Raw genomic sequence first — 25,139 nt, forward strand, 5'->3', positions numbered from 1 at the left:
GGCGGCCACGACCAATGGCTACCGGCATGTGAGCAGGAAACTTCCGATAAGTTCACGTGTTTAAAAGCATTTTCATTCATTATGGGAGCCCGCGACGGATCGCGGGACCGACTCTCATCTGACTCATGGCCACTTGCCGCACCCGTGGCGTAGTGGCATAACAACGCGACCACTCGACAAGGCCGAGACAAGGATAGCCATCTTGCGCATTTTTTCCCGTGTTTTACTGCTGATACTCATCGCGCTGGGCCTGATCCTGGCCGTGGTGCTGTACTACACCGTCAACCCCAGGCTGCCCGACTACGTGCCGGTGGAACAGGTGCGCTACCAGGACCAATGGAGTGCCGCCGACCGCCAGACCTATTACTTCACGCCCCAGGGCACCCAAGTAAAAGGCCTGCACTACAACTGGTTCACCGCCCTGGAACTGCCGTTCTCCGAGCGGCGTTTTGCCACGCCGGAGTACCTGGCGCGCTTCGGTTTCCTGGTGGACCCCAAGCAGGTACCCACCACGCAAAACCCCGGCAACCTGCCCGTGGGCTTCGCCCGGCACAAAAACGCCGACAGCAACGTCGAGTACCTGGATATTACCTGCGCCGCCTGCCATACCGGCGAATTACACTTCAAGGGCCAGGCCCTGCGTATCGACGGCGGCTCGGCCCAACACGTACTGCCTTCCAGCGTACCCACCTTGCGCGGTGGCAGTTTCGGCCAGGCCCTGGTCGCCAGCCTCGCCGCCACCTACTACAACCCCTGGAAATTCGAGCGGTTTGCCCGCCAGGTGCTGGGGGATCGCTACGACGCCGAGCACAGCCAGTTGCGCGAGGACTTCAAACAGTCGCTGAACCAGTTCCTCAAGGTCGCCTGGAACGACACCCACCGCGGCCTCTACCCCACCGAAGAGGGACCAGGCCGCACCGACGCCTTTGGCCGAATCGCCAATGCCAGCTTTGGCGATGCCATTTCGCCAGACAACTACCGCGTCGCCAATGCGCCGGTGGACTACCCGCAGCTGTGGGACATCTGGACCTTCGACTGGGTGCAATGGAACGGCTCGGCCCAGCAACCCATGGCGCGCAATATCGGTGAAGCCCTCGGGGTAGGCGCGACATTGAGCTTTTTCGACGCCGCCGGCCAACCGCTTCAGGGCGATGCGCGCTACCCGTCGAGCGTCAGGGTGCGTGACCTCAACCGGATCGAAGAAACCCTGCAACGCCTCAAACCACCGACCTGGCCCGAGGACTTGTTCGGCCCCGTCGACAAGCCCCTCGCCGCCCAGGGCCGCGCGCTGTTCGCCGAGAACTGCGCCGGCTGCCATGTACCGGCCGTCACCGAGGAAAATGGCCGCCCGGTGCAGCAGCTGAAAATGCTGCCGGTGGAGTACATCGGCACCGACCCCGGCACCGCCAGCAACATTGCCGACCAGCGCTATGACCTCAGTGCCCTGCAGTGGGACCCGGCGGAACTGGCCAAGCTCAATGTCGAACTGCACCCCACCCCCACCGAGCCGCTGGACCTGAAGAAAATGTCCGTGGCCAAGGGCCTGGCCTACGTCACCGCCTTCGTCGAAGATCACGCCTACCGCGCCGCCGGCGTCACCGCGGCCGAGCGCCCGCGCCTGGATGGCTACGGCCTGCCCATTGGCGTGCGCGAGTTGCGTGCCTACAAGGCCCGCCCGCTGGCCGGTGTGTGGGCGACCCCGCCGTTCCTGCACAACGGCTCGGTGCCGACGATCTACCAGTTGCTCTCGCCTCAGGATGAACGCAGCACCACCTTCTATAAAGGCACCTTCAACTACGACCCGCGTCACCTGGGCTTTGAGACCGCAGCGTTCAAGAATGCCTTCCTGTTCGATACCAAACTCACCGGCAACCACAACAGCGGCCACGAATTCCGTGCCGGCAAGCGTGGCAATGGCGTTATCGGCCGCAGCTTGCTGCCGCAGGAACGCTGGGCACTGCTGGAATACCTCAAAGTACTGGGCGGCCCGCTGGAGCAACAACTGCCATGATGATCCGATCTCGATACGACCAACCTTCCCTGCTCGCCCGCCTGTGGCTGGGCCTTGGCCGGTTTCTCGGCAAGACCCTGTTGTGGCTGGTGGGCCTCGGCCTGCTCGGCTGGCTGGCGAGCACGGCCTGGTTTGCCTGGCAGCACAGCGGACCGGTGTCGCCGGACGAGCAGATCCCTGCGGGTGAAGCGGCAATGACCCAGGGCATTATCCAGACCGCCGTGCGCATCGTTGACCAGCATCGCGAAGGCACGCGCTACCTGCGCGATGCCCACGCCAAGGCCCATGGTTGCGTGAAAGCCGAAGTCAGTGTGCTGGCCGATCTCGACCCGGCGTTGCGCCAGGGCGTATTTGCCGAACCAGGCAAGACCTGGCAGGCCATGATGCGCTTGTCCAACGGCAACGCCTACCCGCAGTTCGACAGCATCCGCGATGCCCGGGGCATGGCGCTCAAGCTGTTGGATGTGCCGGGCAAACAATTGCTCGCCGACCAGCAGGCCCGCACGGAACAGGACTTCGTGATGTTCAGCCACCCGAATTTCTTTGTCAGCGATGTGGCGGAGTACGCGCAGAACATCGGCGCCCAGGCGGATGGCAAGAAAGTCCTGGCGTTCTTCCCCAAGGCCGACCCGCGCAGTTGGCAGGTGCGTCACCTGTTTATCGCCCTGGCAACCCTGGCACCCGCACCGGCCAGCCCGACACAGACCACCTATTTTTCGGTATCGCCCTACAAGTTCGGCGCGGCCAATGCCAAGTTCCGTGTGGCGCCCGACCCACAGAGCTGCCCGGAATACGCCCTGCCCAAGCAGAACCAGGACCTGCCGAACTTCCTGCGCAGTGCCTTGAGCCAGCAGCTGTCCACCGACCGCGTGCCGGCATGTTTCGTGTTGCAGATCCAGCGGCAGAACCCGCAGAAATTCATGCCGATCGAAGACACCAGCATCGAGTGGAAGGAGAGCGATGCGCCCTACGAGAGCGTAGCCAAGGTGCGGATCCCGGCCCAGGATTTCGATACGCCCGAGCAGAACCTGGCGTGCGACAACCAGTCGTTCAACCCATGGTTTGGCGTAGCCGAGCATCGGCCCATCGGTGGCATCAATCGCTTGCGCAAGGCGGTGTATGAAGCGGTCAGCGATTACCGCCACAGCCGCAACGCCCCGTAAAGACTGCGTAACAATGGGCCCGGCGTCGTAAGGATTGCGTCGGGTCTATTGAGGCGCTTTCGCCGTAACTCTACCGTGGACGCCTACTCCATCACGTAGGAAGCCCATCGTGGAAAGCTCAACCCTAGGCATGATCGTCCTGAGCATAATCGCCGTGTTCGGCACTGCGTCTTTTTGCTTCGAGCACTTGGCCACGCGCCAGCCACGCAAGAAAAAGGTCAGGTAGCGTCAGCGCAAAGGCAAGGCGCAGAAAGGTCAAATCGCAGGCAAAAAAATCCCGCTCAATGAGCGGGATTTCCGTGGTGACCTGGCGTTCAGTGGGCCAGGTAACCGAATATGGCGCAGCGGACGGGACTCGAACCCGCGACCCCCGGCGTGACAGGCCGGTATTCTAACCGACTGAACTACCGCTGCGCGTAACACGTGAAGCGAATGGTGGGTGATGACGGGATCGAACCGCCGACCCTCTGCTTGTAAGGCAGATGCTCTCCCAGCTGAGCTAATCACCCTTCGTTTCGGTGTGGGCGCATCATACACCAAAAAATCGTAATGTCTTGATTTAAATGCAATTTATTCAAAAAAAGTTCATCGTACGATTTTTTGCCATATTCCGGACAGCAAAAAGCCCGCGATCAGGCGGGCTTTCTGTGGTGACCTGGCGTTCAGCGTTCCAGGCTACCGAATATGGCGCAGCGGACGGGACTCGAACCCGCGACCCCCGGCGTGACAGGCCGGTATTCTAACCGACTGAACTACCGCTGCGCGTAACACATGAAGCGAATGGTGGGTGATGACGGGATCGAACCGCCGACCCTCTGCTTGTAAGGCAGATGCTCTCCCAGCTGAGCTAATCACCCTTCGTCTCGGTGTGGCGCGCATTCTACGGAGCGACCTTGGGTCTGGCAAGCACTTTCTTAAATCTTTTTTTTGAGGCCTTCCAATGGCTTAGGCAGGGTTGGCCTGGGGCGCTATCAAGAGAATAATGCCCCCCTTTGTATAAAGGAGAGACTCACCCCATGTGGTTCAAGAACCTGCTTATCTATCGCCTGACCCAAGATCTGCCTGTTGATGCCGAGGCGTTGGAAGCGGCCATGGCCACCAAACTGGCGCGCCCTTGTGCAAGCCAGGAGTTGACCACCTACGGTTTCGTCGCGCCTTTCGGTAAAGGCGAGGACGCTCCCCTGGTTCACGTCAGCGGTGACTTCCTGCTGATCGCCGCCCGCAAGGAAGAACGCATCCTGCCGGGTAGCGTGGTGCGTGACGCACTGAAAGAGAAAGTCGAAGAGATCGAAGCCGAGCAAATGCGCAAGGTCTATAAAAAGGAACGCGACCAGATCAAGGATGAAATCATCCAGGCCTTCCTGCCCCGCGCCTTTATTCGTCGTTCGTCGACCTTTGCCGCCATCGCGCCGAAACAGGGCCTGATCCTGGTGAACTCCGCCAGCCCGAAACGCGCCGAAGACCTGCTCTCCACCCTGCGGGAAGTGATCGGCACCCTGCCGGTTCGCCCACTCACCGTGAAGACCGCGCCCACGGCCATCATGACCGACTGGGTCACCACCCAGAAACCGGCCGCTGACTTCTTCGTCCTCGACGAATGCGAACTGCGCGACACCCACGAAGACGGCGGCATTGTGCGTTGCAAGCGCCAGGACCTGACCGGCGAAGAAATCCAGTTGCACCTGACCACCGGCAAAGTCGTGACCCAATTGTCCCTGGCCTGGCAGGACAAGCTGTCCTTCATGCTCGACGACAAGATGACCGTCAAGCGCCTGAAGTTCGAAGACCTGCTGCAAGACCAGGCGGAACAGGACGGTGGTGAAGAGGCCCTGGGTCAACTGGACGCCAGCTTCACGCTGATGATGCTGACCTTCGGTGACTTCCTGCCGGCGCTGATCGAAGCCCTTGGCGGCGAAGAAACCCCGCAAGGTATCTAAGCCGTTTGAAGATCAAATTGTGGGAGGGGAATTACCCCTCACACATTTGATCGCATTTGCACTTCAAGAATCTAATAACAAGGACACCCCCCATGCGCGCACTCGCCGCCTTGAGCCGCTTCGTCGGCAATACCTTCGCCTACTGGGTGTTGATCTTCGCCGTCGTGGCTTTCCTCGAGCCCAGCTGGTTCATCGGCCTGAAAAACGCCATCGTCCCGCTGCTGGGCCTGGTGATGTTCGGCATGGGGCTGACCCTCAAACTTGAAGACTTCGCCGAAGTCGCTCGCCACCCGTGGCGCGTGGCTCTGGGCGTGGTCGCGCATTTCGTGATCATGCCGGGGGTGGCCTGGCTGCTGTGCCAGGCCTTTCACCTGCCGCCGGAAATTGCCGTCGGCGTGATCCTGGTCGGTTGCTGCCCAAGCGGCACCTCCTCCAACGTGATGACCTGGCTGGCCCGTGGCGACCTGGCGCTGTCGGTGGCCATCGCTGCCGTCACCACCCTCCTCGCCCCGCTGCTCACCCCGGCGCTGATCTGGCTGTTGGCCTCGGCCTGGTTGCCGGTGTCGTTCATGGAGTTGTTCTGGTCGATCCTGCAAGTGGTGTTGCTGCCGATCGTGCTCGGCGTGGTCGCGCAACGCGTGCTCGGCGAGCGGGTCCGCCATGCGGTGGACGTGCTGCCCCTGGTGTCGGTGGTCAGCATTGTGATCATCGTCGCCGCGGTAGTGGCTGCCAGCCAGGCGAAAATTGCCGAATCGGGCCTGCTGATCATGGCTGTGGTGATGCTGCACAACAGCTTCGGCTACCTGCTGGGCTACTTCACCGGCCGCGTGTTCAAGTTGCCATTGGCCCAACGCAAGTCGTTGGCGCTGGAAGTGGGCATGCAGAACTCAGGGCTGGGCGCCGCCTTGGCCAGTGCGCACTTTTCGCCGTTGGCGGCAGTGCCCAGTGCGTTGTTCAGTGTCTGGCACAATATTTCCGGGGCATTGCTGTCGACGTATTTCCGCCGCATGAGCGAGAAGGAAGACCGCCGCGTAATGGAGAACACGCCGCAAACTTGATCGCATGATCAATTTTCGGCACTCTACCGAGCTTCGCGGGGACGACCTCGCGACGCTGTCGAGGCGCACAATCCGGGGACGACCCCGCCTATGGAAGCGAGGTCATCATGTCCTGGATCATTCTGTTTTTTGCCGGCTTGTTCGAAGTCGGCTGGGCCGTCGGCCTGAAGTACACCGACGGTTTCAGCAAGCCACTGCCCACGGCCCTGACGATTGCAGCCATGGCTATCAGCCTCGGCCTGCTGGGGCTGGCCATGAAAGAACTGCCCCTGGGCACCGCCTATGCCATCTGGACCGGCGTGGGTGCGGTGGGCACCGTGATTGCCGGGATTGTCCTGTTCGGGGAGTCCATGGCGTTGTTTCGATTGGCCAGTGTGGCGTTGATCATTTGCGGGCTTGTTGGGCTTAAGATCAGCGCTTAGGCCGCTACCGCCATCGGGGGCAAGCCCCCGATGAGTCCGGAACATCCAGCACAGAACTACCTGACACTCCCCCGCAAAACACCCACCACCGCCTGCAACTGCGCAGGTGTAGCCGCCCCCACGGCAACAGGCTCACCCGCCACCAATACCACCCGCGACCAGATCCGATGAAAGAAGCCCTTGTGCGGATCGCGGCTGAAGAAACTCCCCCACAGCCCCTGCAACGCCATCGGAATCACCGGCACCGGTGTCTCTTCCAGGATGCGCGTCACCCCACCACGGAACTCATTCATCTCGCCATCCGCCGTCAATTTGCCTTCCGGGAAGATACACACCAACTCCCCGTCCTTCAGGTACTGGGCAATGCGCGTGAAGGCCTTTTCGTAGATCTGGATATCTTCATTGCGCCCGGCAATCGGAATCGCCCCGGCGGTGCGGAAGATAAAGTTCAGCACCGGCAAACGGTAGATCTTGTAGTACATGACAAAGCGAATCGGCCGACGCACCGCGCCACCGATCAACAACGCATCGACAAACGACACGTGATTGCACACCAGCAACGCTGCGCCTTCGTCCGGGATCAGGTCGAGGTTGCGATGCTCCACGCGGTACATGGAGTGGCTGAGCAGCCAGATCATGAAGCGCATGGTGAACTCGGGGACGATCTTGAAGATGTAGGCGTTGACCGCGATGTTGAGCAGCGACACCACCAAGAACAACTCCGGGATCGACAGCTTGGCCACGCTCAGCAGCAGGATCGACACGATCGCCGATACCACCATGAACAGCGCATTGAGAATGTTGTTGGCGGCGATCACCCGCGCCCGCTCGTTCTCGGCGGTACGCGACTGGATCAGCGCGTACAGCGGCACGATATAGAAGCCGCCGAACACACCCAGGCCAAGGATATCGAACAACACCCACCAGGCTTGGCCGTAGCTGAGCACCGCGAGCCAATCGTTGGCTTGAACGTTCTGCGGGAAGCCCCCGGAATGCCACCACAACAGCAGGCCGAACACCGTCAGGCCGAACGAGCCAAACGGTACCAGGCCGATTTCCACCTTACGCCCGGAGAGTTTTTCGCAGAGCATCGAGCCCAGGGCGATGCCCACCGAGAACACCGTGAGGATCAGGGTGACCACGGTTTCATCGCCGTACAACCATTCCTTGGCGTAGGCCGGGATCTGCGTCAGGTAGATCGCGCCGACAAACCAGAACCACGAGTTACCGACAATCGAGCGCGACACCGCGGGCGTCTGCCCCAGGCCCATGCGCAGCGTGGCCCAGGACTGGGTGAAGATATTCCAATCCAGGCGCAGTTGCGGCGTGGATGCGGCCGCCCGTGGAATGCTGCGGCTGGCCAGGTAACCCAGCACCGCCACGCCGACAATCGCCACCGCCACGATCGGCGCGTAATGGGTGGACGACATCATGATCCCGGCGCCAATGGTGCCGGCCAGGATGGCCAGGAACGTACCCATCTCCACCAGGCCGTTGCCACCTACCAGCTCATCTTCGTGCAGGGCCTGGGGCATGATCGAGTACTTCACCGGACCGAACAGCGCCGAATGGGTACCCATGGCAAACAACGCCAGCAGCATCAATTCCAAATGGTTGAACAGGAAGCCTGTGGCACCGACGGCCATGATCACGATCTCGCCGATCTTGATCGCACGGATCAACGCATCCTTGTTGAATTTTTCGCCAAACTGCCCGGCCAGCGCCGAAAACAGGAAGAACGGCAGGATAAACAGCAAGGCGCACAGGTTGACCCAAATGCTGCGGTCACCGTCGATGGTGAGCTTGTAGAGAATCGCCAGGATCAGCGATTGCTTGAAGATGTTGTCGTTGAAAGCGCCCAGCAACTGGGTGATGAAAAACGGCAGGAAGCGCCGTGTGCGCAGCAAGGTGAATTGTGAGGGGTGGCTCATCGTCCGTGTTCCTGCGTGGCCTAATAGTTATCAGGCCACGACTTTACCTAACTCCGCTTACTTATTCCCTAGTCCTGCAATGCACGGCGAAACAAAAAGCTCTCCCTTATAGGCGCCCTGCACGGTGCGCTTGGCCACGATCAGCCACATCAGCGCCAACGCCACCACCAGCAGGCTACCGAAGGCGCTGAAGAAGCCCAGGTGCAGCAGGCTCGCCAACTTCAGCGTGGCCAGGGCGTACACCCCCAATGGGAAGGTAAAGCCCCACCAACCGAGGTTGAACGGGATACCGCCGCGCAGGTGACGCAGGGTGATCAATACCGCGATCAGCATCCACCACAAGCCGAAGCCCCACAGGGTGATGCCTGCGACCAGGCCGAGCCCATTGGCTATTTCACCCACGCCGGACAAGCCATTGGCGGCAAAGATCGCCGGAGCATCGCCGCCCAGCAACAACATGCCCAGGGCACCGGTACCGATCGGGCCCAGCGCCAGCCAGCTCGACGCCGCCATGTTGGCGTGGGGCAGTTTGTGCAGGGCCATGCGCAACATCAGGATGGTCAGGATGCTGAACGCCACCGGCAGGGAAAACGCCCACAACACGTAGCTGGTCACCAGCATCACCAGTTGCGAATGAGCGTCCGCCAGGTGCGGCGCGAGCAAGCCGCCGCTGGCTGCGGCGACTTCGGCCGCCACCACCGGCAGCAACCAGACCGCAGTCATCTGATCGATGCTGTGTTCCTGACGGGTGAACATCATGAAGGGAATCAGCACACCGCAGGCCAGGGCCATCGCCACATCCAGCCACCACAGGGCTTCGGCCAACGCAATCACATCGGCGCCCCAACGCGGCAGGCCAAACAGCAGCAAGCCATTGAGAATGGTCGCCAGGCCCATGGGGATGGTGCCGAAGAACATCGAGACCGTGGAGTGCCCGAAAATCCGCCGCGCCTCGTGGAAAAACATCACCCAGCGCGCGGTATACAGGGCACTGAACAGAATGAACAGACCAATGGTGAACCACCACAGTGCTTCGGCAATGACCTGCACACCTGGCAGGTTGACCGGCCATTGCGCCAGGGCCAGCGCCAGCACGCCGGTGCCCATGGTCGCGGCGAACCAGTTGGGGGTGAATTGGCGAATCACTTCCCGAGGCCGGGTCAGGTGACTGAAGGGTTTGTAGCTGATGGTCGTCGAGCAGTTCATGATGGCAATCCTCTTCCTCGCATGAGGTTGAGGCCATGGTAGAACCTGATCGAATATCTATATAACGGGTAATATCTCTAACTGTTATCTACTTTACAGATATGCAGGCCGCCTTGGATTTTGCCGAATCCTGCAGCAGCAAGGCGACCAACGCCCCGAGGGCCAGCAGGATCAGTACAGCGCCGTAACCGTCGGTGGTGACGATCAGGCCAAAGCTGCGAATCAGGTTGCCCGCCAGCAGCGAAGGTAAGCAGAACGCCAAATAACTCAGCACATAGAATGCCGACATCAAGCCTGCCCGTTCATGGGGCAAAGCCAGCGGCACCACACTGCGCAATGCGCCGAGAAAGCCGGCGCCGAAGCCGCTGCCGGCGATCAATGTGGCGATAAAAAACAGCGGCAGGCTGGCGCTGTGCACCGCAGTAAGGATCAGCGCCACCCCCGCCGCCAACAGCGTCGCGCCCAGGCGCAGCACCTTGCTGGCCGGGCGATTGCGCAGGGTGAAGATCATCAGCGCGCCACTCAACGTCAGCACCGCCACCAGGCCGCCACCGATAAGGTTCGATGTAGAGCCTGTCGCCGCCCGTACCAGCGACGGCGCCAGGGACAGGTAAAAGCCCCCCATCGCCCACACCGCCACGTCCACCGGCAATGACAGCCACAACGCGCGACGCGCCTGGGGCGGCACATGCAGCGTGGGGCGCAGGGAGGCCAGTGCACCGGGAATACGATCAACGGTTTCCGGCAGGCGCCACACATACAGCGCCTGCATCAGCATCAGCGCCAGCAGCGTCCAGTAGATCAACTGCGTCGGCAGTGGCGCGAACTCCGCCAGCACGCTGCTGCCCATCGCACCGCACGCCATGCCCAGCAGCGGTGCCACGCTGTTGACCAGCGGGCCCTGCTGGCGGTCGGTGTCGAGCAAGGCCGCGCCCAGCACCGCCGTGGCCATGCCGGTGGCAAACCCCTGTACGGTACGCGCAGCGATCAGCCAGGCCACGCTGTCTTCATTGATAAACAGCAGCATCGCCAACATATTCAGGACCAACGCCGTAAAAATCACGGGCCTGCGTCCCAGGTGGTCCGACAGCGAGCCCACGGTCAACAGCGCCGCCAACAGGCTCAAGGCGTACACGCCAAAGATCAGCGTGAGCGTGCCCGCCGAAAAATGCAGACCCTCCTGGTACAGGTGATACAACGGAGTCGGCGCACTGGAAGCGGCGAGAAACGTCAGCAACGTGACCGCGAGGAACACCAGGCTGGAACGATGAGAAGTGAGGCTGGACATGGGCACGCTCCGCTAAAGCTAATTTTTTGCTTTTGCCGAGTGTGCTACTCGCCGGCGCTTAAAGCAAATTCTTTGTGTTAAGGTCACACGCATGGCGATAAAAGAAGGCCTCCGCCCGGGGGGCCGCAGTGCCCGGGTACAGGAATCGGTCCATTCGGCCGTGCGTGTATTGCTCGAAACCCATGAGCGCTCCAGTGTCACGGTGCCGATGATTGCCGCGCGCGCAGGCGTAACGCCCTCGACCATCTATCGGCGCTGGGGCGACCTCTCGGTGCTGCTGGCGGATGTGGCCCTGGCGCGTATGCGCCCCGACAGCGAGCCCGCCAACACCGGCAGCCTGCGTGGCGACTTGCGGGCGTGGGCCGAGCAATACCTGGATGAGATGAGTTCGGAGCCGGGCCGCAACATGATGCGCGACCTGCAATGCAGGGGGACGCCGGGCTACTGCGTGAGCATCTTGAGTGGGCAGCTGCAGGCGATTGTCGACCGTTATCCGCACCAGTCGCCACCGAGCGTGGACCACTTGATCAATCTGCTGGCAGCGCCGACGGTGTTTCGTATTCTGTTCTCAAGCGCGCCGCTGAACGTTGAAGAACTGCACACGCTGATCGAGCTGGCACTGAAAGCCTGAAGACCTGACACAAAAACCAAATGTGGGAGGGGGCTTGCTCCCGATAGCGGTATGTCAGTCAGCTTATCTGTAGCTGACACATCGCAATCGGGAGCAAGCCCCCTCCCACATTTTTTGACCGCGTTTTATCAGGTACGCATCCCGCGCCCGCTCACCAGCAGCTTCGCGCAACCGATATACAACACCACAGTCGCCACCAGCATGAAGGTGATCGCCACGCTGATCTTGATATCCGACACGCCCAGGATGCCGTAGCGGAAGGCGTTGACCATGTGCAGCACCGGGTTGGCCAGCGACACGGTCTGCCAGAACGGCGGCAGCAAGGTGATGGAGTAGAAGACCCCGCCCAGGTAGGTCAGCGGCGTCAGCACGAAAGTCGGGATGATCGAGATGTCATCGAAGTTGCGTGCAAACACGGCGTTGATAAACCCCAGCAGCGAGAAGATGGTCGCCGTCAGCACCACCACCAGAATGGTGACGCCGAGGTGATGCACCTGCAGGTGGGTGAAGAACAGTGATAGCAGCGTCACGATCACGCCCACCATCAAGCCGCGCAGTACGCCACCCAGGGTGTAGCCGATCAAAATGGTATGCGGCGACACCGGCGAGACCATCAGCTCTTCGATGGAGCGCTGGAACTTACTGCCGAAGAAACTGGAGACCACGTTGCCGTAGGAGTTGGTGATCACCGACATCATGATCAGGCCCGGCACGATGTACTCCATATAGGTGAAACCACCCATGTCGCCGATCTGCCGGCCGATCAGGTTACCGAAGATCACAAAGTACAACACCATGGTGATCGCCGGCGGCAGCAGGGTCTGCGGCCAGATCCGGGTAAAGCGCTTCACTTCGCGGTAGACGATGGTCTGCAGTGCGACGAGGTTGGGTTGCAGCTCAGAACTCATACCGCCACCTTCGTCAGATTTTTCTCCACCAGGGACACGAACAACTCCTCAAGGCGATTGGTTTTATTACGCAGGCTCAGCACGTCGATGTTCTGCGCCGCCAACTGGGTGAACAACGCAGTGATGCCCATGGCTTTATCCACCTGGACTTCCAGGGTGTGGCTGTCCACCAGGCGGCTGGGGTAGCCGAGCAGTTGCGGCGGTGCCGACAGGTTGTTCTTCAGGTCGAGCAGGAAGGTTTCCACATGCAGTTGGCCCAGCAGGTTACGCATGCTGGTGTTCTCGACGATGGTGCCGTGGTCGATGATGCCGATGTTGCGGCACAGCTGCTCAGCCTCCTCCAGGTAATGGGTGGTGAGGATGATGGTGATGCCCTTCTCGTTCAGCTCGGTGAGGAAGGTCCACATCGAACGACGCAGTTCGATGTCCACGCCGGCGGTGGGCTCATCGAGGATCAACAGGCGCGGTTCATGCACCAGTGCGCGGGCAATCATCAGGCGACGCTTCATGCCGCCGGACAGCGAGCGGGACGGCACGTCGCGCTTGTCCCACAGGCCCAACTGGGTCAGGTATTGCTCGGCGCGCTCCTTGGCAACTTTCGCCGGGATGCCGTAGTAGCCAGCCTGGGTCACGACAATGTCGAAAGTCTTTTCGAACTGGTTAAAGTTGAATTCCTGGGGCACCACGCCGATGGAACGCTTGAGCGCCGCCGGGGATTTGTCCAGGTCGTGGCCGAAGATATTCACCGTGCCGCTGGTCTTATTGACCAAGGTGGAGAGGATACCGATGGTGGTGGACTTGCCGGCGCCGTTGGGGCCGAGCAAGGCGAAGAAATCACCTTCGGCAACGTCCAGATCGATACCACTCAGGGCCTGGAAACCGTTGCCGTAGGTTTTGGTTAGCTGCCGGATGGACAGAGCGGAACTCATATCGGAATACGCACCAAAGAAGGGAATAGAAAGAGTAGATGAGGGCGCAGCGCACGTAGTTCAACGGCGGCGCATGACAAGCATGGTGCTTGCCCGCGCCGCACAAGTACAGTCACCTGTATTAATAGTCAGTATTAAGTCAACGCGGTCATGACCGCTTTGCGGTAGGCCGGGCGTTGTTGCAGGCGCTGGTACCAGGCCTCCAGATGGGGCATCGAAGGGCGTTCGATGGGCATCTCGAACCAGGCATAGATAAAGCAGCCGAGGGGAATATCACCGATGCCAAAGGTGTCGCCCGACAGGTAAGGCTGGTGGGCCAATGCGCTGTCCACGGTGCTCAGTGCATCGATACAGGCCTGACACCCAGCGTTGATGCTGTCCCAGTTCCGCTTTTCCGCGGGGGTGCGCACAACGCCCCAGAACACGGCCTTGAACGGCTCTGCGAGGGTCGAGGTAGTCCAGTCCATCCATTTTTCGGCGCTGGCACGCACTTGCAGGTCGCTCGGGTAAAACGCCGACCCGTGCTTGGCACAGAGGTAGCGCACGATGGTGTTGGACTCCCACAACACAAAGTCGCCGTCCTCGATCATCGGCACCCGGCCATTCGGGTTCAATGCCCGGTATTGCGGCGTGTCGACCACACCAAAAGCCCCGCCCGCATCAATTGCCTCATAGTCCAGGCCGAGTTCCTCGGCGCACCACAGTGCTTTCCTGACGTTTGATGAATTTTTACGACCCCAGATTTTCAGCATGACCGCGCCTTATTGTTGATGAACATGGCTTGATGAACGCAGCAGCATACGCCGGTTCACCCGCGGCTCAAATCGCTCGGCAAGTCGCCCGACAAGATCGGCATCTGTTCAGCAAACAGGTGTGGGTAACATTTCTCCAGATGGGCGAAGAAGAAATCCTCGGGCACATCGGGAAACTGCCCATGGTCCACCACGTACTCCATCGAGCGCTGCCCCTGGCGGTTGAATGCATGGAATACGCTGTCGCTGATCCCGTCGAAGTCCAGTGGTGGTACGTCGAACACCTCACAGAGTTGGCGGTTGAACGCCGGCGTCGCCTTGACCCAGCGGCCGTCCAGGTAAAGCTCGGTGTAGCCATGCATGGCAAACACATCGCTTTTGAGCAACGCGATCAGGCGCGGTGTCGACAGGTGATTGCGCACATCCGCAAGACCGATGCGCGCCGGGATGCCGCAGTGACGGGCGCAGGCGGCGAGCAAGGTGGCCTTGGGCACGCAATAGCTTTCGCCGGCGGCCAGGGCGAAGCTGGCATTCAAGGTGGCGGGATCGCGGCTGAAGGTGTAGGGGTTATAGCGAATCGCCTCACGCACGGCGTAATAGAGACTGACCGCCTGGTCACGTAAATTCGCGCTGGAGCCGCGGTGTTTTTCGGCGAACTCCACCACCGCAGGGTGGTCACTATCGATGAAGCGGCTGGGACTCAGATACGTATCCATGAGCTTGATCTCCGAAGGAAGCCTGGAGTTTAACGACAGGTCCGCCACGGAGATAACGACGATTCGGCCAAATGTCGGCGCCTGATGCCAGGTGTTCCCAGTACAACTTGTAACACCCTGATCACCCCGCTTGTTCGGATGCCGACTAAGCTCCCTGGTGGTTTCGCCCCTGGTTTCACGGAGGATTGAATATGCTGTTGTTGTGGATACTGGTTCTGGTGGTCGGCATTGCCTACCTGGCACATCGCCGCGTCGCCCCTCTGCCCGCCCTGGGCGTGGTCGCCGTTTACCTGCTGGCGATGGGCACCTGGAGCCATGCACCGGGTTGGCTGCTGCTGATTTTCTGGGTATTGATCGCTGTGGTGGCCGCGCCCTTGCTGCTGCCGGACCTGCGCCGCCAATACTTCACCAAGCCGCTGTTCAGCTGGTTCCAGAAAGTCTTGCCGCCGATGTCCGAGACCGAGCGCGACGCCATCGACGCCGGCACCGTGTGGTGGGACGGCGAACTGTTCAGCGGTCGTCCCGACTGGGACAAGCTGCTGGCCTACCCCAAGGTGCAACTGACCGAGGAAGAACAGGCCTTTATCGACGGCCCCACCGAAGAACTCTGCGCCATGGTCAGCGACTGGGAAATCGGCCAGGCCATGGACCTGCCGCCGGCCGCGTGGGAGCACATCAAGACCCACGGTTTCTTCGCCCTGATCATTCCCAAGGAATATGGCGGCAAGGGCTTCTCCGCTTATGCCCACTCCCAGGTCGCGATGAAACTCGCCACCCGCAGCGGCGACCTGGCCTCCACAGTGATGGTGCCCAACTCCCTCGGCCCGGCCGAATTGCTGTTGCATTACGGCACCGACGAACAACGCAACCACTACCTGCCACGCCTGGCGCGTGGCGATGACATCCCCTGCTTCGCCCTCACCGGCCCGCTGGCGGGCTCCGATGCCGGCGCCATGCCTGACACGGGGGTGATCTGCAAAGGCGAATGGGAAGGCAAGGAAACCCTCGGCCTGCGCCTGAACTGGGAAAAACGCTACATCACCCTTGGCCCGGTCGCGACCCTGCTGGGCCTGGCCTTCAAGGCCCACGATCCAGACCACCTGCTGGGTGAAGAAGAAGACCTGGGCATCAGCCTCGCACTGATCCCTACCGACACCCCCGGTGTGGAAATCGGCCGTCGCCACCTGCCCCTCGGCGCCGCGTTCATGAACGGTCCGAACTCCGGCAAGGACGTGTTCATCCCCTTGGAATACCTCATCGGCGGCCAGGAAATGCTCGGCAAAGGCTGGATGATGCTGATGAACTGCCTGTCGGTCGGCCGTTCGATCTCCCTGCCCGCCGTGGGTACCGGCGCCGCCAAGTTCACCAGCCTGGTCACCGGCCAGTACGCCCAGGTGCGCGAGCAGTTCAACGTACCGCTGTCAGCCTTCGAAGGTATCCAGGAAGCCCTGGCGCGCATCGGCGGCAACGCCTGGCTGATGGACAGCGCACGCATGCTCACCGCCAATGCCGTGGACCTTGGGGAAAAACCCTCGGTGCTGTCGGCGATCCTCAAGTACCACCTGACCGAACGCGGCCGTGAGTGCATCAGCCACGCCATGGACGTACACGGCGGCAAGGGCATCATCATGGGCCCGAACAACTACCTGGGCCGCAGCTGGCAGGGCGCGCCGATCTTCATCACCGTGGAAGGCGCGAACATCCTCTCGCGCAACCTGATGATCTTCGGCCAGGGTGCCATCCGCTGCCATCCGTTCGTGCTCAAGGAAATGGCGCTGGCCGGGCGTGAGGACCACGATCAGGCGCTGAAGGAGTTCGACGGGCTGCTGATGCAACACATTGGTTTTGCCATGAGCAATGCCGCCAGCACCCTGGTGCTGAACCTCGGCGTGGGGCACTTCGAGAAAGCCCCGGGCAACCGTTTGAGCCAGGGTTATTTCCGCGCATTGAACCGCCAGGCTGCCGCGTTCGCGCTGCTGGCGGACCTGAGCATGATGCTGCTGGGTGGCGAGTTGAAACGCCGCGAACGCCTGTCGGCACGCCTCGGTGACGTGCTAAGCCATATGTACCTGGCGTCGGCGGCACTCAAGCGTTACCACGACCTGGATTCGCCGGATCACTTGGAACCGCTGTTCGCCTGGGCCATGGAAGAAAGCCTCGGCGAGTCCGAGCGTGCGTTGGATGAGCTGCTGAGCAACTTCCCGAATAAAGTGCTGGGCTGCCTGCTGCGGGTGATTGTATTCCCGTTCGGACGTCGCCATACCGGTCCGTCCGATGCGCTGGATGCCGAAGTGGCCGCGGTGATTGGCCGCGCCAAAGGCGACCCGACCCTGGAAGAATTGCTGGCCGGCTGCTACCGCCCACAATCGGCAGAAGATCCAGTGGGCGCTCTGCAACACGCCTACGATCTATTGGGTGCCAGCCATCCATTGCAGAAAAAACTGCACACCGCGCTCAAAAGTGGCCAGGTCAAACCCGCTGCCGGCGAACATGCGATCGATGCCGCCCTGCACGCCGGTGTGCTGCAACCGGCGGAAGCGCAGAGCTTGCGCGACGCCGAAGCGGCACGGCGCAAGGTGATCGACGTGGATGATTTCAGCAAGGAAGAGCTGGTACACGCTGAAGGTAAAGTCCGCTGAGTCCGGCGGTCATATAAAAACGGGCGCGAGAGGCATATACTCTCGCGCCCGTTTTTGCTTTAGAGGACTTATCTCGTGTCCAACGTCGTTGCCGATCATCTCGTCTTGCTCGACCACCTGCGCAGCATCCTGGTTGCCGTCGGCGAAGCCGAACAGGTGCCCGAGGAAAGCCACACCCTGTTCCTGGAGCGCTTCGACGAACTGCGCGCCCTGCTGCCGATCGACCCGATCGAAAGCCAGTACCTGGGCCAGGACCTGATGAGCCAGGTCATCCTGCGCTACCCGCAGATCGCCCACCTGGTCCCGCGCGACCTGCTGTGGTTCTTCGGCGGCGATTGCCTGCACTTCATGCCCGACGAAGAACTGAACCTGTACCAGGCCCTGGAAGAGCGTCGCTTTGAAGCCGAACAAAACGACGAACCCTTCGACTGGAACCAGGAAAAGCAACTGCTGGCCATGCCGCAGGACCAAAGCAAACACTGATTGTTCAAGACACTGCATAACTGAATGCGGGAGGGAGCAAGCCCTCCTCCCACATTTTCGACCGTGCGCCTATCGCCGGCGCAATGTCGGCTCCCTCGCCATGCACTCCACCAGATAATCGATAAACACCCGAAGCTTCGGCGGCAGGTAACGCGTGGGCGAATGCAACAACCACGCTTCGCCATGGTAGGACGCAATAAAGTCCCACCCGGGCAGCACCTGTACCAACCGCCCCTCCTCCAACGCATGCCGCGCGGTGAAATACGGCAAGCTGCCAATTCCCACGTGCTGCAACACCGCATCCAGCCGAACGCCGGTGTGGTTCGCCGCATAACGTCCACGCACGCCGACCGTCACCGCCTTGCCGCCCTGGCGGAATTTCCAGCGTGAATCCCCCGGGGTTTCACCGAGATAGATGCAACTGTGCGCCAGCAAATCATGGGGATGCTCCGGCGCACCATGCTCGGCTAGATACTGCGGCGTGGCACAGAGTAAATGCTCAATCGGCAATAACTGCCGCCCCACCAGGCCCGGCGGCGGGCTGTCGGTGATGCGGATGCTGAGGTCGACATTGTCATCGATCAGGTCCACATGCCGGTCCTCGAGGATCAATTGCACATCCACCCTGGGATAACGCCGCAGGAACTCCGGCATATGCGGGTGCACCACAAACCGCCCCACCGCCTTCGGCACACTGACCCGCACCAGGCCCTCTGCCTCGTGGGTGAACTGGCCGCTGATTTCCATCACTGAGCGCGCCGCGCTGACCATTTCCTGGCAGCGCTTGAAAACCTCCTCACCGGCTTCACTCAGGCGCAATTTGCGCGTGGTGCGTTGCAGCAAACGGGTGGACAGGGCCTTTTCCAGGCGCGAAATACTGCGGCTTACCGCCGACGGCGAAAGGCTCAACTGCCGCGCCGCTTCGGAGAAGCTGCCGGTCTCTACTACCTTGACGAAAATCGCCATTTCGCCCAGCAGCGGCAAAGGAAGATTGATGCTCATGACGCACAGGTCCATTGATATTTGAGCGGATTATCACCTATCCAGGCACTATTTATACTGCCCGCAGAACCCTGATGCGGATGTAGAAAATGACCGAGCGCCTGTTTTTCACCCATGACCACCTGACCGCCGAGCTTGAAGTACTCAGTTGCACCCCCTGCGAGGGCCAGTTTGCGGTCGTTTTGCAGTCGACGATTTTCCATCCCCAAGGCGGTGGCCAGCCGTTCGATACCGGCTGGCTGGGCGACAGCCAGGTGCTGCGAGTCACCCAGGAAACCGATCGCGTGGTGCACTATGTCAACCAACCGGTGGAACCGGGCCCCATCACCGCGCGGGTCGACGAACCACGCCGCGCCCTGCACACCCGCCTGCACTCCGCCGGGCATTTGATCGGCAACGCTGGCGAAACCCTGGGTTGGATGCCGATCAAGGCGCACCACTGGCCAGGTGAAGGCAAGATCACTTTTATCCGTGGCGAAACCGCGCAAGCCATGGACGCCGAGATCATTCAACAGCAGATCAACCAATGGATCGCCGCCGACTACCCGCGCCATATGGCCCTGGACGACGGCACCCGCGAAGTGGGCTTCGGTGATCTGCCCACCTACGCTTGCGGCGGTACCCATGTGCAAACGCTGGGCGAGTTGGGTCAGGTAACGATCCTGGCGCTTTCGGAGAAAAAGGGTGCGTTGTCGGTGCGTTACAGCCTGGACTAGAGAGCAGAGTCGGGTGCTATCGAGTTTTTAGATAAGCCTCCCAGTGGTCTCCCGGGCACACCTTGGCAGTGGTAGTGTGTCGAAATATTTCTGACATATTGATCAGGAATCCCCCATTTCCCTTTGCAAAGGAATGCCCCTGACCATGCACTTTCGACTCAAGCAATTAGCGGCTGCCACCCTGTTCGCGGCCGGCCTTTCGGTGATGACCACACCTGCCTTTGCCAACATCACCCCAGAGCAAAGCACGGCGATCCTGACGAGCTTCAGCGAAACGTCGGTCACGGATTTCCGTGGTTTCCTCGGCACCCTGGCCAAAGGCGACCTGGGCAAGGCCAACGACGTAGGCCCGGCGATCGGTGCCTTCCTCGATAACAAAACCCTGACCGCCGACCAGCAGAACGAAATCCATCGCCTTTTGGGTATTTACACCCGAGTGAAATACGGCAAAGCCGCCCTCGATACCTTGCGCGAACTGGTGGAAATTCCGACCTTCAACGTGGACGGCATGCCGCAGTACAAAAATCCGGAATTCATCCGGATTGCCGCCAAGATCCAGGCCCTGGCCAAGACCTTCAACCTGAACTTCCGCAACGTCGACAACCGCGTGTACGAGATTTCCCTGGAAGGCAACGGCGACGAAGTGGTGGGTATCCACGCCCACGCCGACGTGGTGCCGGTGACGCCGGAGAACTGGGTGTTGAAAGACGGCACCAGGCTCGACCCGTTCAAGGTCACGCTGATCGGCGACCGCATGTATGGCCGTGGCACCGAGGATGACAAAAACGGCATCGTGGTGGCGATGTACGCCATGAAGGTGATCAAGGAAGAGAAGTTGCCGCTGGCGCGCAATTTCAAGCTGCTGGTGGACACCACCGAAGAAACTTCCGGCGACGCGATCCCCTATTACTTCGAACGCAACCCGACGCCGCAGTACAACCTGGCGCTGGATGGCGGCTACCCGGTGGTGATTGCCGAAAAAGGTTATGGCACTGTCATGGCCACCTTCCCGCGCCGCAAAGGGGAAGGCCAAGGCGCGGAAATCATCGCGATGACCGGCGGCATGGCCACCAACCAGATTCCCTCGGCCTCGGTTGCCACGTTGATCAGCGACACGCCTGCCGAACTGGCCGCCAGCCTGCAAAAAGCCGGTACGGAGTATGCCAAACGCAACGGCGGTGACTTCGAAGTAACAGCCAAGGTGGTTGGCAAAGAGGTCAAGCTGACAGTGACCGGGGTTTCCGCGCACTCCTCCGAGCCCGAATCCGGTATCAACCCGGTGTCGCGCATGCTGGAGCTGATCCACAGCATCGACGGCAAGATCGCCCTCAAGCACAACCACATCACCGACGCGGCCCGTTATGCCTCGGACAACTGGGGTCTGGATTATCTGGGCGGCAAATTGGGCGTGGGTTTCTCCGATGATTTCATGGGGCCGCTGACCACCTCGCTGACCTTTGTCGGCCTGAATGACAAAGCCTTCAAGCTGGCGGTGAACCTGCGTGTACCAAAGGGCAAATCGCCGGAGAAACTGAAAGCCGAGATTTCCGACAAGTTGAGCGCCTGGGACAAGCAAACCAAGGTCAACGTGGACTTCACCTACTCGGTCGCCGAACCGATGTACCGCAACCCGGAAGGTGAGTGGGTGAAGGCCTTGTTGGCCGTGGCCAGCGAAAACCTCGGTATGGAGCACAAATTCGGCACCTCGGCCGGCGCGACGTCCGTGCATGAACTGCCCAATGGCGTGCAATTCGGCCTGGCGCGGCCGGAAGTGAAATACACCGGGCACACCGACAATGAGTTCAAGACGGTCGACCAGTTCTTGCTGGATCTGCAGATCGTCACCGAAATGATGGGGCGTATCGGACAGTTGCCGAAGCTCTGACAGCGATTGAAGTGTGCGCAAAAAAACGCCGATCAGTGATGATCGGCATTTTTACTCAGGTTCTTCATGCGCCCTGGTATCGCTTGCGCTCCTGCTCCCGCTGCAACATGTCCAGGGGTGGGTAGTAGATATACAGGGAAGACTCGATGGCAAACCATGCCGACGCCAACATTACCCCGCCCGCTACCACGACCATGCTGGCCAGAAACAGCCCCGTATCACCCAGTACATGCATGGCCGAGAAAATCAGCGAACCAGTGCCGAATCCAAAATATGGCACCGCCCAATCCACGACGGACAGCACCAAACAACCAAACACCAAGTGCGCGACTTTGTTCATCATCAACCGGTGCTGTTCTCGCAACTGCACATGCCGCTGATACCAGCTAAGCAGGAAATCACTGTTTTCCTTCAGTGCCAGGTCCAGAAGGTCGTTGGCCCACACATAACCGATCCCCCTTGAAGGAGGTGTATAGGCATCACCCAAGAGCTTTGGAAAGGCCATTCGCAACCTTGTGCCGATCCCACGAACGATTTCCGTCAACAGCGGCAGAACGAAAGACACCACCAGCGCAAAAGAGGCCGCGGTGACCGCCAGGAACCCCAAGTCAGCGAGCAATGCATCGCTGCTGGTCGTCCACTCCACCAAGGGCGTCCGGGTACGGATTAGCAAAGCGATATCGAGAAACAGCACAACGCTGACAAAGCGCATTGCCCAATGGAAATCCCATGCTTTTTCCAAGGCGCTGATACCCAATGGGGCGACCTTGGTTTCACCGGACGATTGAGAAGTTTCTGCCATCACGCGTGCTCCTTGAACTCAAACGCCAGACTATATCTCGAACACGCCAGGAACTGAGTCAGGAAGATGACAGGTTCAGGCAGATGAACAAATAACGCACAAACAAAAACGCCGATCATCACTGATCGGCGTTTTTGTTGAATATGGAGCGGGAAACGAGACTCGAACTCGCGACCCCGACCTTGGCAAGGTCGTGCTCTACCAACTGAGCTATTCCCGCAAATGGCGTCCCCTAGGGGACTCGAACCCCTGTTACCGCCGTGAAAGGGCGGTGTCCTAGGCCACTAGACGAAGGGGACACGCTACTGAAACACATGGTGTGTATTTCAGTGCCCAGAGGCCTCGTCCGAAGACTTGGTCCTGGTTTCACTCAGTGCCGCCCGAAAGCCACACTGCTTGTAAATTGGAGCGGGAAACGAGACTCGAACTCGCGACCCCGACCTTGGCAAGGTCGTGCTCTACCAACTGAGCTATTCCCGCATATGGCGTCCCCTAGGGGACTCGAACCCCTGTTACCGCCGTGAAAGGGCGGTGTCCTAGGCCACTAGACGAAGGGGACACACGTACAACATTCACTCCCTACCGCGTTTCGCTGTGTGCTTTACGCTGTAAGTGGCGCGCATTCTATGGATGGATTGAAAGGTCGTCAACCCCCAAGGATAAATTTATTTAAATCAATGACTTCGCCCGTGTTTACCGGCCCGTGCGGGGCATTCTGCCCGTCCAGGCCTTGACGCCTATATTCTGGCGTCCGACAAGGCGCTATAGTTCGTTCCAGCAAGTGATGGCAATGTGCATCTACGCAGGGAGCGGCTACTTATATAGAAGAACTACCTGGGTAACTGGTCGATCAGTCCTATCCGTCGACAAGCCCAGTCACTACACTCCACTGTAAACCCTATCAAAGAGGTCACACCGGTGACACCACTCATGATCACCCTGCTGGTAATTGCCGGGATCGTAATACTGATCGCCATTGGCTACATGAACCACGTGGTGGAAAACAACAAGCTGGAAAAGAAGCGCACCGAGATCGAGCTTAATGATCGCCTGCGCCGTTGCGGTGAGATCACCGAGACCTTCCCTGGCCAACTGATGACCCCGGCGCTCAAGCTGTTATTGGCCCGCCTGGAGCTCAACGTCAATCAGCGCCTGTTGAACCTCAACAAGACCAGTGCACCGCTCAAGGCCCGTATCACCGAGCTGAACACGCTGGTGGCCCAGGGCGAGTCCATCCCGGTGAACAACCCGCCGGCGCCGATCCAGACCGAAGCCAAGGCCAAGGACGTGCGCTTCCTGCTGGAAGCCCTGCATGGCCAGGTCACCCGCGCCGCCCAGGACGGGTTCCTGCCGACCAACGAAGCCAAGCACTGGATCAAGGAAATCCGTCATATCCTGGTGCTGTTGCACATAGAGTTCTTCAACAATCTCGGCCAGCACGCCTTGCAGCAGGGCCAGCCTGGCCAGGCGCGCCTGGCCTTCGAGCGTGGCGTGCAGTACCTGCGCAAGCAGCCTGAACCGGTGCTCTACAGTGCACAGCTGCAATTGCTGGAAGGTCAACTGGCCCGCGCCAACTCGACCGTGCTGGCTAACAGCAAACAGGCGGCGGAGGAAGTCAACGAATTGACCGAAGGCATGAAAGAAGTCGACGCCGATGCCGAGTGGAAAAAGAAAGTCATCTACGACTGATCTGCCCACTCCCCTGGGGTGAGCGGGCTGCCCGCTCGCCCCAACATGCCATCAATTTGCATCTATCGCCCCGCCCCCGACTAGCGTAAAAAAGTGCCCCTCACTCCGTGAAGTCAGAGGCCCGCTATGCCTATCGCCGTCATTGATGGACAACCGCTGCATTACGTCGACCAGGGCACCGGCCCTGTCGTCCTGCTCGGCTCAAGCTACCTGTGGGACCGCGACATGTGGGCCCCGCAGATCGAAGCCCTGTCACAACAGTACCGGGTCATCGTGCCCGAACTGTGGGGCCACGGCGAATCGGGCCAACTCCCCGCCCCCACCCACACCCTCGACGACCTTGCGCGCCAGGTCCTGGCCCTGCTTGACCATTTGGAGATCGCACAGATCAACCTGGCAGGCCTGTCGGTGGGCGGCATGTGGGGCGCACGCCTGGCATTGCAGGCCCCCGAGCGGATCAACAGCCTGGTGCTGATGGACACCTACCTCGGTGCCGAGCCAGAGGCCACGCGCCAGTATTACTTCTCGTTGTTCAAGATGATTGAAGATGCCGGCGCCATTCCTGAGCCGTTGCTGGATGTGATCGCGCCGATCTTCTTTCGCCCCGACATCGACCGCGAATCGGCGCTCTACCAGGATTTTCGCAAGTCACTGCAGGACTTTCCCCGGGAACGCCTGCTGCACAGCATCGTCCCCCTGGGTCGATTGATCTTCAGCCGCGAAGATGTACTGGAGCAACTACCGCGGCTGGACGCCGATACCACCTTGGTGATGTGTGGCGAACAGGACAAGCCTCGGCCACCCGCCGAATCCGAGGAAATGGCCGAACTGATTGGCTGTGCCCTGATCCTGATTCCAGACGCCGGGCATATCTCCAGCCGGGAGAACCCGGATTTCGTCAACGAAGCGCTGCTCACCTTCCTCGCCAACCACGCCTGATCGCCCTCCCTTTTGATCGCCGCCTCGGGGCG

General features: G+C 60.4%; 21 protein-coding genes and 8 tRNA genes. 12 read left to right on the forward strand and 17 right to left on the reverse strand.

Annotated elements, in window-relative coordinates; all coding sequences use genetic code 11:
• Nucleotides 1-202 precede the first annotated feature (202 nt).
• Both Q8X51_RS17585 and Q8X51_RS17590 read left to right on the forward strand, forming a co-directional pair.
• Nucleotides 203-2,011 (forward strand): di-heme-cytochrome C peroxidase, encoded by a 1,809-nt coding sequence (locus tag Q8X51_RS17585; RefSeq protein ID WP_065924527.1) that lies wholly within the window; start codon nucleotides 203-205, stop codon nucleotides 2,009-2,011.
• Nucleotides 2,008-3,174, forward strand: a complete 1,167-nt coding sequence (locus tag Q8X51_RS17590; protein WP_065924526.1) for a catalase family protein — start codon at nucleotides 2,008-2,010, stop codon at nucleotides 3,172-3,174. Before Q8X51_RS17585 ends, Q8X51_RS17590 begins: the two co-directional genes overlap by 4 nt.
• 337 nt (nucleotides 3,175-3,511) lie before the next feature.
• Here Q8X51_RS17590 and Q8X51_RS17595 read toward each other — a convergent pair.
• The 4 genes from Q8X51_RS17595 to Q8X51_RS17610 form a co-directional block, all read right to left on the reverse strand.
• Nucleotides 3,512-3,588 (reverse strand) — tRNA-Asp (locus Q8X51_RS17595).
• A gap of 19 nt (nucleotides 3,589-3,607) precedes the next feature.
• A tRNA-Val gene (locus tag Q8X51_RS17600) sits at nucleotides 3,608-3,683 on the reverse strand.
• Nucleotides 3,684-3,859: 176 nt separating this feature from the next.
• Nucleotides 3,860-3,936: transfer RNA gene (locus Q8X51_RS17605), tRNA-Asp, on the reverse strand.
• A 19-nt stretch (nucleotides 3,937-3,955) separates the two neighbouring features.
• Nucleotides 3,956-4,031, reverse strand: a tRNA-Val gene (locus tag Q8X51_RS17610).
• A 159-nt stretch (nucleotides 4,032-4,190) separates the two neighbouring features.
• Here Q8X51_RS17610 and rdgC point away from each other — a divergent pair.
• The 3 genes from rdgC to sugE all read left to right on the forward strand — a co-directional run bounded on the left by rdgC (nucleotide 4,191) and on the right by sugE (nucleotide 6,591).
• Entirely contained in the window at nucleotides 4,191-5,111 is a 921-nt protein-coding gene (rdgC, locus tag Q8X51_RS17615) for a recombination-associated protein RdgC (RefSeq protein ID WP_065939896.1), read from the forward strand.
• A gap of 92 nt (nucleotides 5,112-5,203) precedes the next feature.
• Nucleotides 5,204-6,169 (forward strand): bile acid:sodium symporter family protein, encoded by a 966-nt coding sequence (locus Q8X51_RS17620; protein WP_407694056.1) that lies wholly within the window; start codon nucleotides 5,204-5,206, stop codon nucleotides 6,167-6,169.
• 107 nt (nucleotides 6,170-6,276) lie between these two features.
• Complete coding sequence (gene sugE / locus Q8X51_RS17625) at nucleotides 6,277-6,591, forward strand: quaternary ammonium compound efflux SMR transporter SugE (protein ID WP_027607103.1); 315 nt, start codon at nucleotides 6,277-6,279, stop codon at nucleotides 6,589-6,591.
• Nucleotides 6,592-6,647: 56 nt separating this feature from the next.
• On the opposite strand, the gene Q8X51_RS17630 is transcribed toward sugE, so the two are convergent.
• From Q8X51_RS17630 to Q8X51_RS17640, 3 genes are all read right to left on the reverse strand, one after another.
• Nucleotides 6,648-8,522 carry an MFS transporter gene (locus Q8X51_RS17630; protein WP_065924523.1) on the reverse strand — a complete coding sequence of 625 codons (1,875 nt, stop codon included), beginning with the start codon at nucleotides 8,520-8,522 and terminating at the stop codon, nucleotides 6,648-6,650.
• 57 nt (nucleotides 8,523-8,579) lie between these two features.
• On the reverse strand, nucleotides 8,580-9,728 hold the full coding sequence (locus tag Q8X51_RS17635) for a TDT family transporter (RefSeq protein ID WP_407694055.1): 1,149 nt from the start codon (nucleotides 9,726-9,728) through the stop codon (nucleotides 8,580-8,582).
• 88 nt (nucleotides 9,729-9,816) lie between these two features.
• Nucleotides 9,817-11,016, reverse strand: a complete 1,200-nt coding sequence (locus tag Q8X51_RS17640; protein WP_323146948.1) for an MFS transporter — start codon at nucleotides 11,014-11,016, stop codon at nucleotides 9,817-9,819.
• A 91-nt stretch (nucleotides 11,017-11,107) separates the two neighbouring features.
• Between Q8X51_RS17640 and Q8X51_RS17645 the strand changes: the two genes are divergently transcribed.
• Nucleotides 11,108-11,647: a TetR/AcrR family transcriptional regulator gene (locus Q8X51_RS17645; protein WP_323146949.1), complete on the forward strand. Its 540-nt coding sequence runs from the start codon at nucleotides 11,108-11,110 to the stop codon at nucleotides 11,645-11,647.
• A 128-nt stretch (nucleotides 11,648-11,775) separates the two neighbouring features.
• On the opposite strand, the gene Q8X51_RS17650 is transcribed toward Q8X51_RS17645, so the two are convergent.
• The 4 genes from Q8X51_RS17650 to Q8X51_RS17665 form a co-directional block, all read right to left on the reverse strand.
• A complete protein-coding gene (locus Q8X51_RS17650) occupies nucleotides 11,776-12,555 on the reverse strand; it encodes an ABC transporter permease (protein ID WP_012723134.1) in 780 nt (259 codons plus the stop codon).
• Complete coding sequence (locus Q8X51_RS17655; RefSeq protein ID WP_027607098.1) at nucleotides 12,552-13,484, reverse strand: ABC transporter ATP-binding protein; 933 nt, start codon at nucleotides 13,482-13,484, stop codon at nucleotides 12,552-12,554. The genes Q8X51_RS17650 and Q8X51_RS17655 overlap by 4 nt, the downstream gene beginning before the upstream one ends.
• A 134-nt stretch (nucleotides 13,485-13,618) precedes the next feature.
• Nucleotides 13,619-14,236: a glutathione S-transferase family protein gene (locus Q8X51_RS17660; protein ID WP_407694054.1), complete on the reverse strand. Its 618-nt coding sequence runs from the start codon at nucleotides 14,234-14,236 to the stop codon at nucleotides 13,619-13,621.
• Between the two features lie 56 nt (nucleotides 14,237-14,292).
• The gene (locus tag Q8X51_RS17665; protein WP_065924519.1) at nucleotides 14,293-14,952 is read right to left on the reverse strand and encodes a transglutaminase-like domain-containing protein; all 660 of its coding nucleotides are present in this window, start codon (nucleotides 14,950-14,952) and stop codon (nucleotides 14,293-14,295) included.
• 191 nt (nucleotides 14,953-15,143) lie between these two features.
• Between Q8X51_RS17665 and Q8X51_RS17670 the strand changes: the two genes are divergently transcribed.
• Together Q8X51_RS17670 and Q8X51_RS17675 are read left to right on the forward strand one after the other, a co-directional pair.
• A complete protein-coding gene (locus Q8X51_RS17670; RefSeq protein WP_407694053.1) occupies nucleotides 15,144-17,591 on the forward strand; it encodes an acyl-CoA dehydrogenase in 2,448 nt (815 codons plus the stop codon).
• Nucleotides 17,592-17,666: 75 nt separating this feature from the next.
• The gene (locus Q8X51_RS17675; protein ID WP_200625087.1) at nucleotides 17,667-18,074 is read left to right on the forward strand and encodes a PA2817 family protein; all 408 of its coding nucleotides are present in this window, start codon (nucleotides 17,667-17,669) and stop codon (nucleotides 18,072-18,074) included.
• Between the two features lie 69 nt (nucleotides 18,075-18,143).
• Here Q8X51_RS17675 and Q8X51_RS17680 read toward each other — a convergent pair whose 3' ends face one another.
• Nucleotides 18,144-19,076 carry a LysR family transcriptional regulator gene (locus Q8X51_RS17680; RefSeq protein WP_074844743.1) on the reverse strand — a complete coding sequence of 311 codons (933 nt, stop codon included), beginning with the start codon at nucleotides 19,074-19,076 and terminating at the stop codon, nucleotides 18,144-18,146.
• An 89-nt stretch (nucleotides 19,077-19,165) separates the two neighbouring features.
• Between Q8X51_RS17680 and Q8X51_RS17685 the strand changes: the two genes are divergently transcribed.
• Together Q8X51_RS17685 and Q8X51_RS17690 are read left to right on the forward strand one after the other, a co-directional pair.
• Nucleotides 19,166-19,792 carry a hypothetical protein gene (locus Q8X51_RS17685; protein ID WP_065924517.1) on the forward strand — a complete coding sequence of 209 codons (627 nt, stop codon included), beginning with the start codon at nucleotides 19,166-19,168 and terminating at the stop codon, nucleotides 19,790-19,792.
• A 145-nt stretch (nucleotides 19,793-19,937) separates the two neighbouring features.
• The gene (locus Q8X51_RS17690) at nucleotides 19,938-21,677 is read left to right on the forward strand and encodes a dipeptidase (RefSeq protein ID WP_407694052.1); all 1,740 of its coding nucleotides are present in this window, start codon (nucleotides 19,938-19,940) and stop codon (nucleotides 21,675-21,677) included.
• Nucleotides 21,678-21,741: 64 nt separating this feature from the next.
• On the opposite strand, the gene Q8X51_RS17695 is transcribed toward Q8X51_RS17690, so the two are convergent.
• The 5 genes from Q8X51_RS17695 to Q8X51_RS17715 form a co-directional block, all read right to left on the reverse strand.
• A complete protein-coding gene (locus Q8X51_RS17695; RefSeq protein WP_065924516.1) occupies nucleotides 21,742-22,479 on the reverse strand; it encodes a hypothetical protein in 738 nt (245 codons plus the stop codon).
• A gap of 144 nt (nucleotides 22,480-22,623) precedes the next feature.
• Nucleotides 22,624-22,699, reverse strand: a tRNA-Gly gene (locus Q8X51_RS17700).
• Between the two features lie 3 nt (nucleotides 22,700-22,702).
• Nucleotides 22,703-22,778, reverse strand: a tRNA-Glu gene (locus Q8X51_RS17705).
• Between the two features lie 105 nt (nucleotides 22,779-22,883).
• A tRNA-Gly gene (locus Q8X51_RS17710) sits at nucleotides 22,884-22,959 on the reverse strand.
• A gap of 3 nt (nucleotides 22,960-22,962) precedes the next feature.
• A tRNA-Glu gene (locus Q8X51_RS17715) sits at nucleotides 22,963-23,038 on the reverse strand.
• Between the two features lie 359 nt (nucleotides 23,039-23,397).
• Between Q8X51_RS17715 and Q8X51_RS17720 the strand changes: the two genes are divergently transcribed.
• Together Q8X51_RS17720 and Q8X51_RS17725 are read left to right on the forward strand one after the other, a co-directional pair.
• The gene (locus Q8X51_RS17720; RefSeq protein ID WP_027607090.1) at nucleotides 23,398-24,168 is read left to right on the forward strand and encodes a hypothetical protein; all 771 of its coding nucleotides are present in this window, start codon (nucleotides 23,398-23,400) and stop codon (nucleotides 24,166-24,168) included.
• Nucleotides 24,169-24,294: 126 nt separating this feature from the next.
• Nucleotides 24,295-25,107, forward strand: a complete 813-nt coding sequence (locus Q8X51_RS17725) for an alpha/beta fold hydrolase (protein WP_065924515.1) — start codon at nucleotides 24,295-24,297, stop codon at nucleotides 25,105-25,107.
• The last annotated feature ends 32 nt before the right edge of the window (nucleotides 25,108-25,139 follow it).

This window comes from Pseudomonas sp. Yb2C2 (assembly GCF_052112325.1).
Classification (GTDB): Bacteria; Pseudomonadota; Gammaproteobacteria; order Pseudomonadales; family Pseudomonadaceae; genus Aquipseudomonas; species Aquipseudomonas marginalis.

What these genes read in the sequence shown, in the direction of transcription:
- sugE (WP_027607103.1), top strand. Translation starts at nt 6,277, where the DNA reads ATGTCCTGGATCATTCTGTTTTTTGCCGGCTTGTTCGAAGTCGGCTGG.
- Q8X51_RS17620 (WP_407694056.1), top strand. Translation starts at nt 5,204, where the DNA reads ATGCGCGCACTCGCCGCCTTGAGCCGCTTCGTCGGCAATACCTTCGCC.
- rdgC (WP_065939896.1), top strand. Translation starts at nt 4,191, where the DNA reads ATGTGGTTCAAGAACCTGCTTATCTATCGCCTGACCCAAGATCTGCCT.
- Q8X51_RS17670 (WP_407694053.1), top strand. Translation starts at nt 15,144, where the DNA reads ATGCTGTTGTTGTGGATACTGGTTCTGGTGGTCGGCATTGCCTACCTG.
- Q8X51_RS17690 (WP_407694052.1), top strand. Translation starts at nt 19,938, where the DNA reads ATGCACTTTCGACTCAAGCAATTAGCGGCTGCCACCCTGTTCGCGGCC.
- Q8X51_RS17665 (WP_065924519.1), bottom strand. Translation starts at nt 14,952, where the DNA reads ATGGATACGTATCTGAGTCCCAGCCGCTTCATCGATAGTGACCACCCT.
- Q8X51_RS17650 (WP_012723134.1), bottom strand. Translation starts at nt 12,555, where the DNA reads ATGAGTTCTGAGCTGCAACCCAACCTCGTCGCACTGCAGACCATCGTC.
- Q8X51_RS17645 (WP_323146949.1), top strand. Translation starts at nt 11,108, where the DNA reads ATGGCGATAAAAGAAGGCCTCCGCCCGGGGGGCCGCAGTGCCCGGGTA.
- Q8X51_RS17660 (WP_407694054.1), bottom strand. Translation starts at nt 14,236, where the DNA reads ATGCTGAAAATCTGGGGTCGTAAAAATTCATCAAACGTCAGGAAAGCA.
- Q8X51_RS17680 (WP_074844743.1), bottom strand. Translation starts at nt 19,076, where the DNA reads ATGAGCATCAATCTTCCTTTGCCGCTGCTGGGCGAAATGGCGATTTTC.
- Q8X51_RS17725 (WP_065924515.1), top strand. Translation starts at nt 24,295, where the DNA reads ATGCCTATCGCCGTCATTGATGGACAACCGCTGCATTACGTCGACCAG.
- Q8X51_RS17640 (WP_323146948.1), bottom strand. Translation starts at nt 11,016, where the DNA reads ATGTCCAGCCTCACTTCTCATCGTTCCAGCCTGGTGTTCCTCGCGGTC.
- Q8X51_RS17630 (WP_065924523.1), bottom strand. Translation starts at nt 8,522, where the DNA reads ATGAGCCACCCCTCACAATTCACCTTGCTGCGCACACGGCGCTTCCTG.
- Q8X51_RS17635 (WP_407694055.1), bottom strand. Translation starts at nt 9,728, where the DNA reads ATGAACTGCTCGACGACCATCAGCTACAAACCCTTCAGTCACCTGACC.
- Q8X51_RS17590 (WP_065924526.1), top strand. Translation starts at nt 2,008, where the DNA reads ATGATGATCCGATCTCGATACGACCAACCTTCCCTGCTCGCCCGCCTG.
- Q8X51_RS17685 (WP_065924517.1), top strand. Translation starts at nt 19,166, where the DNA reads ATGACCGAGCGCCTGTTTTTCACCCATGACCACCTGACCGCCGAGCTT.
- Q8X51_RS17655 (WP_027607098.1), bottom strand. Translation starts at nt 13,484, where the DNA reads ATGAGTTCCGCTCTGTCCATCCGGCAGCTAACCAAAACCTACGGCAAC.
- Q8X51_RS17695 (WP_065924516.1), bottom strand. Translation starts at nt 22,479, where the DNA reads ATGGCAGAAACTTCTCAATCGTCCGGTGAAACCAAGGTCGCCCCATTG.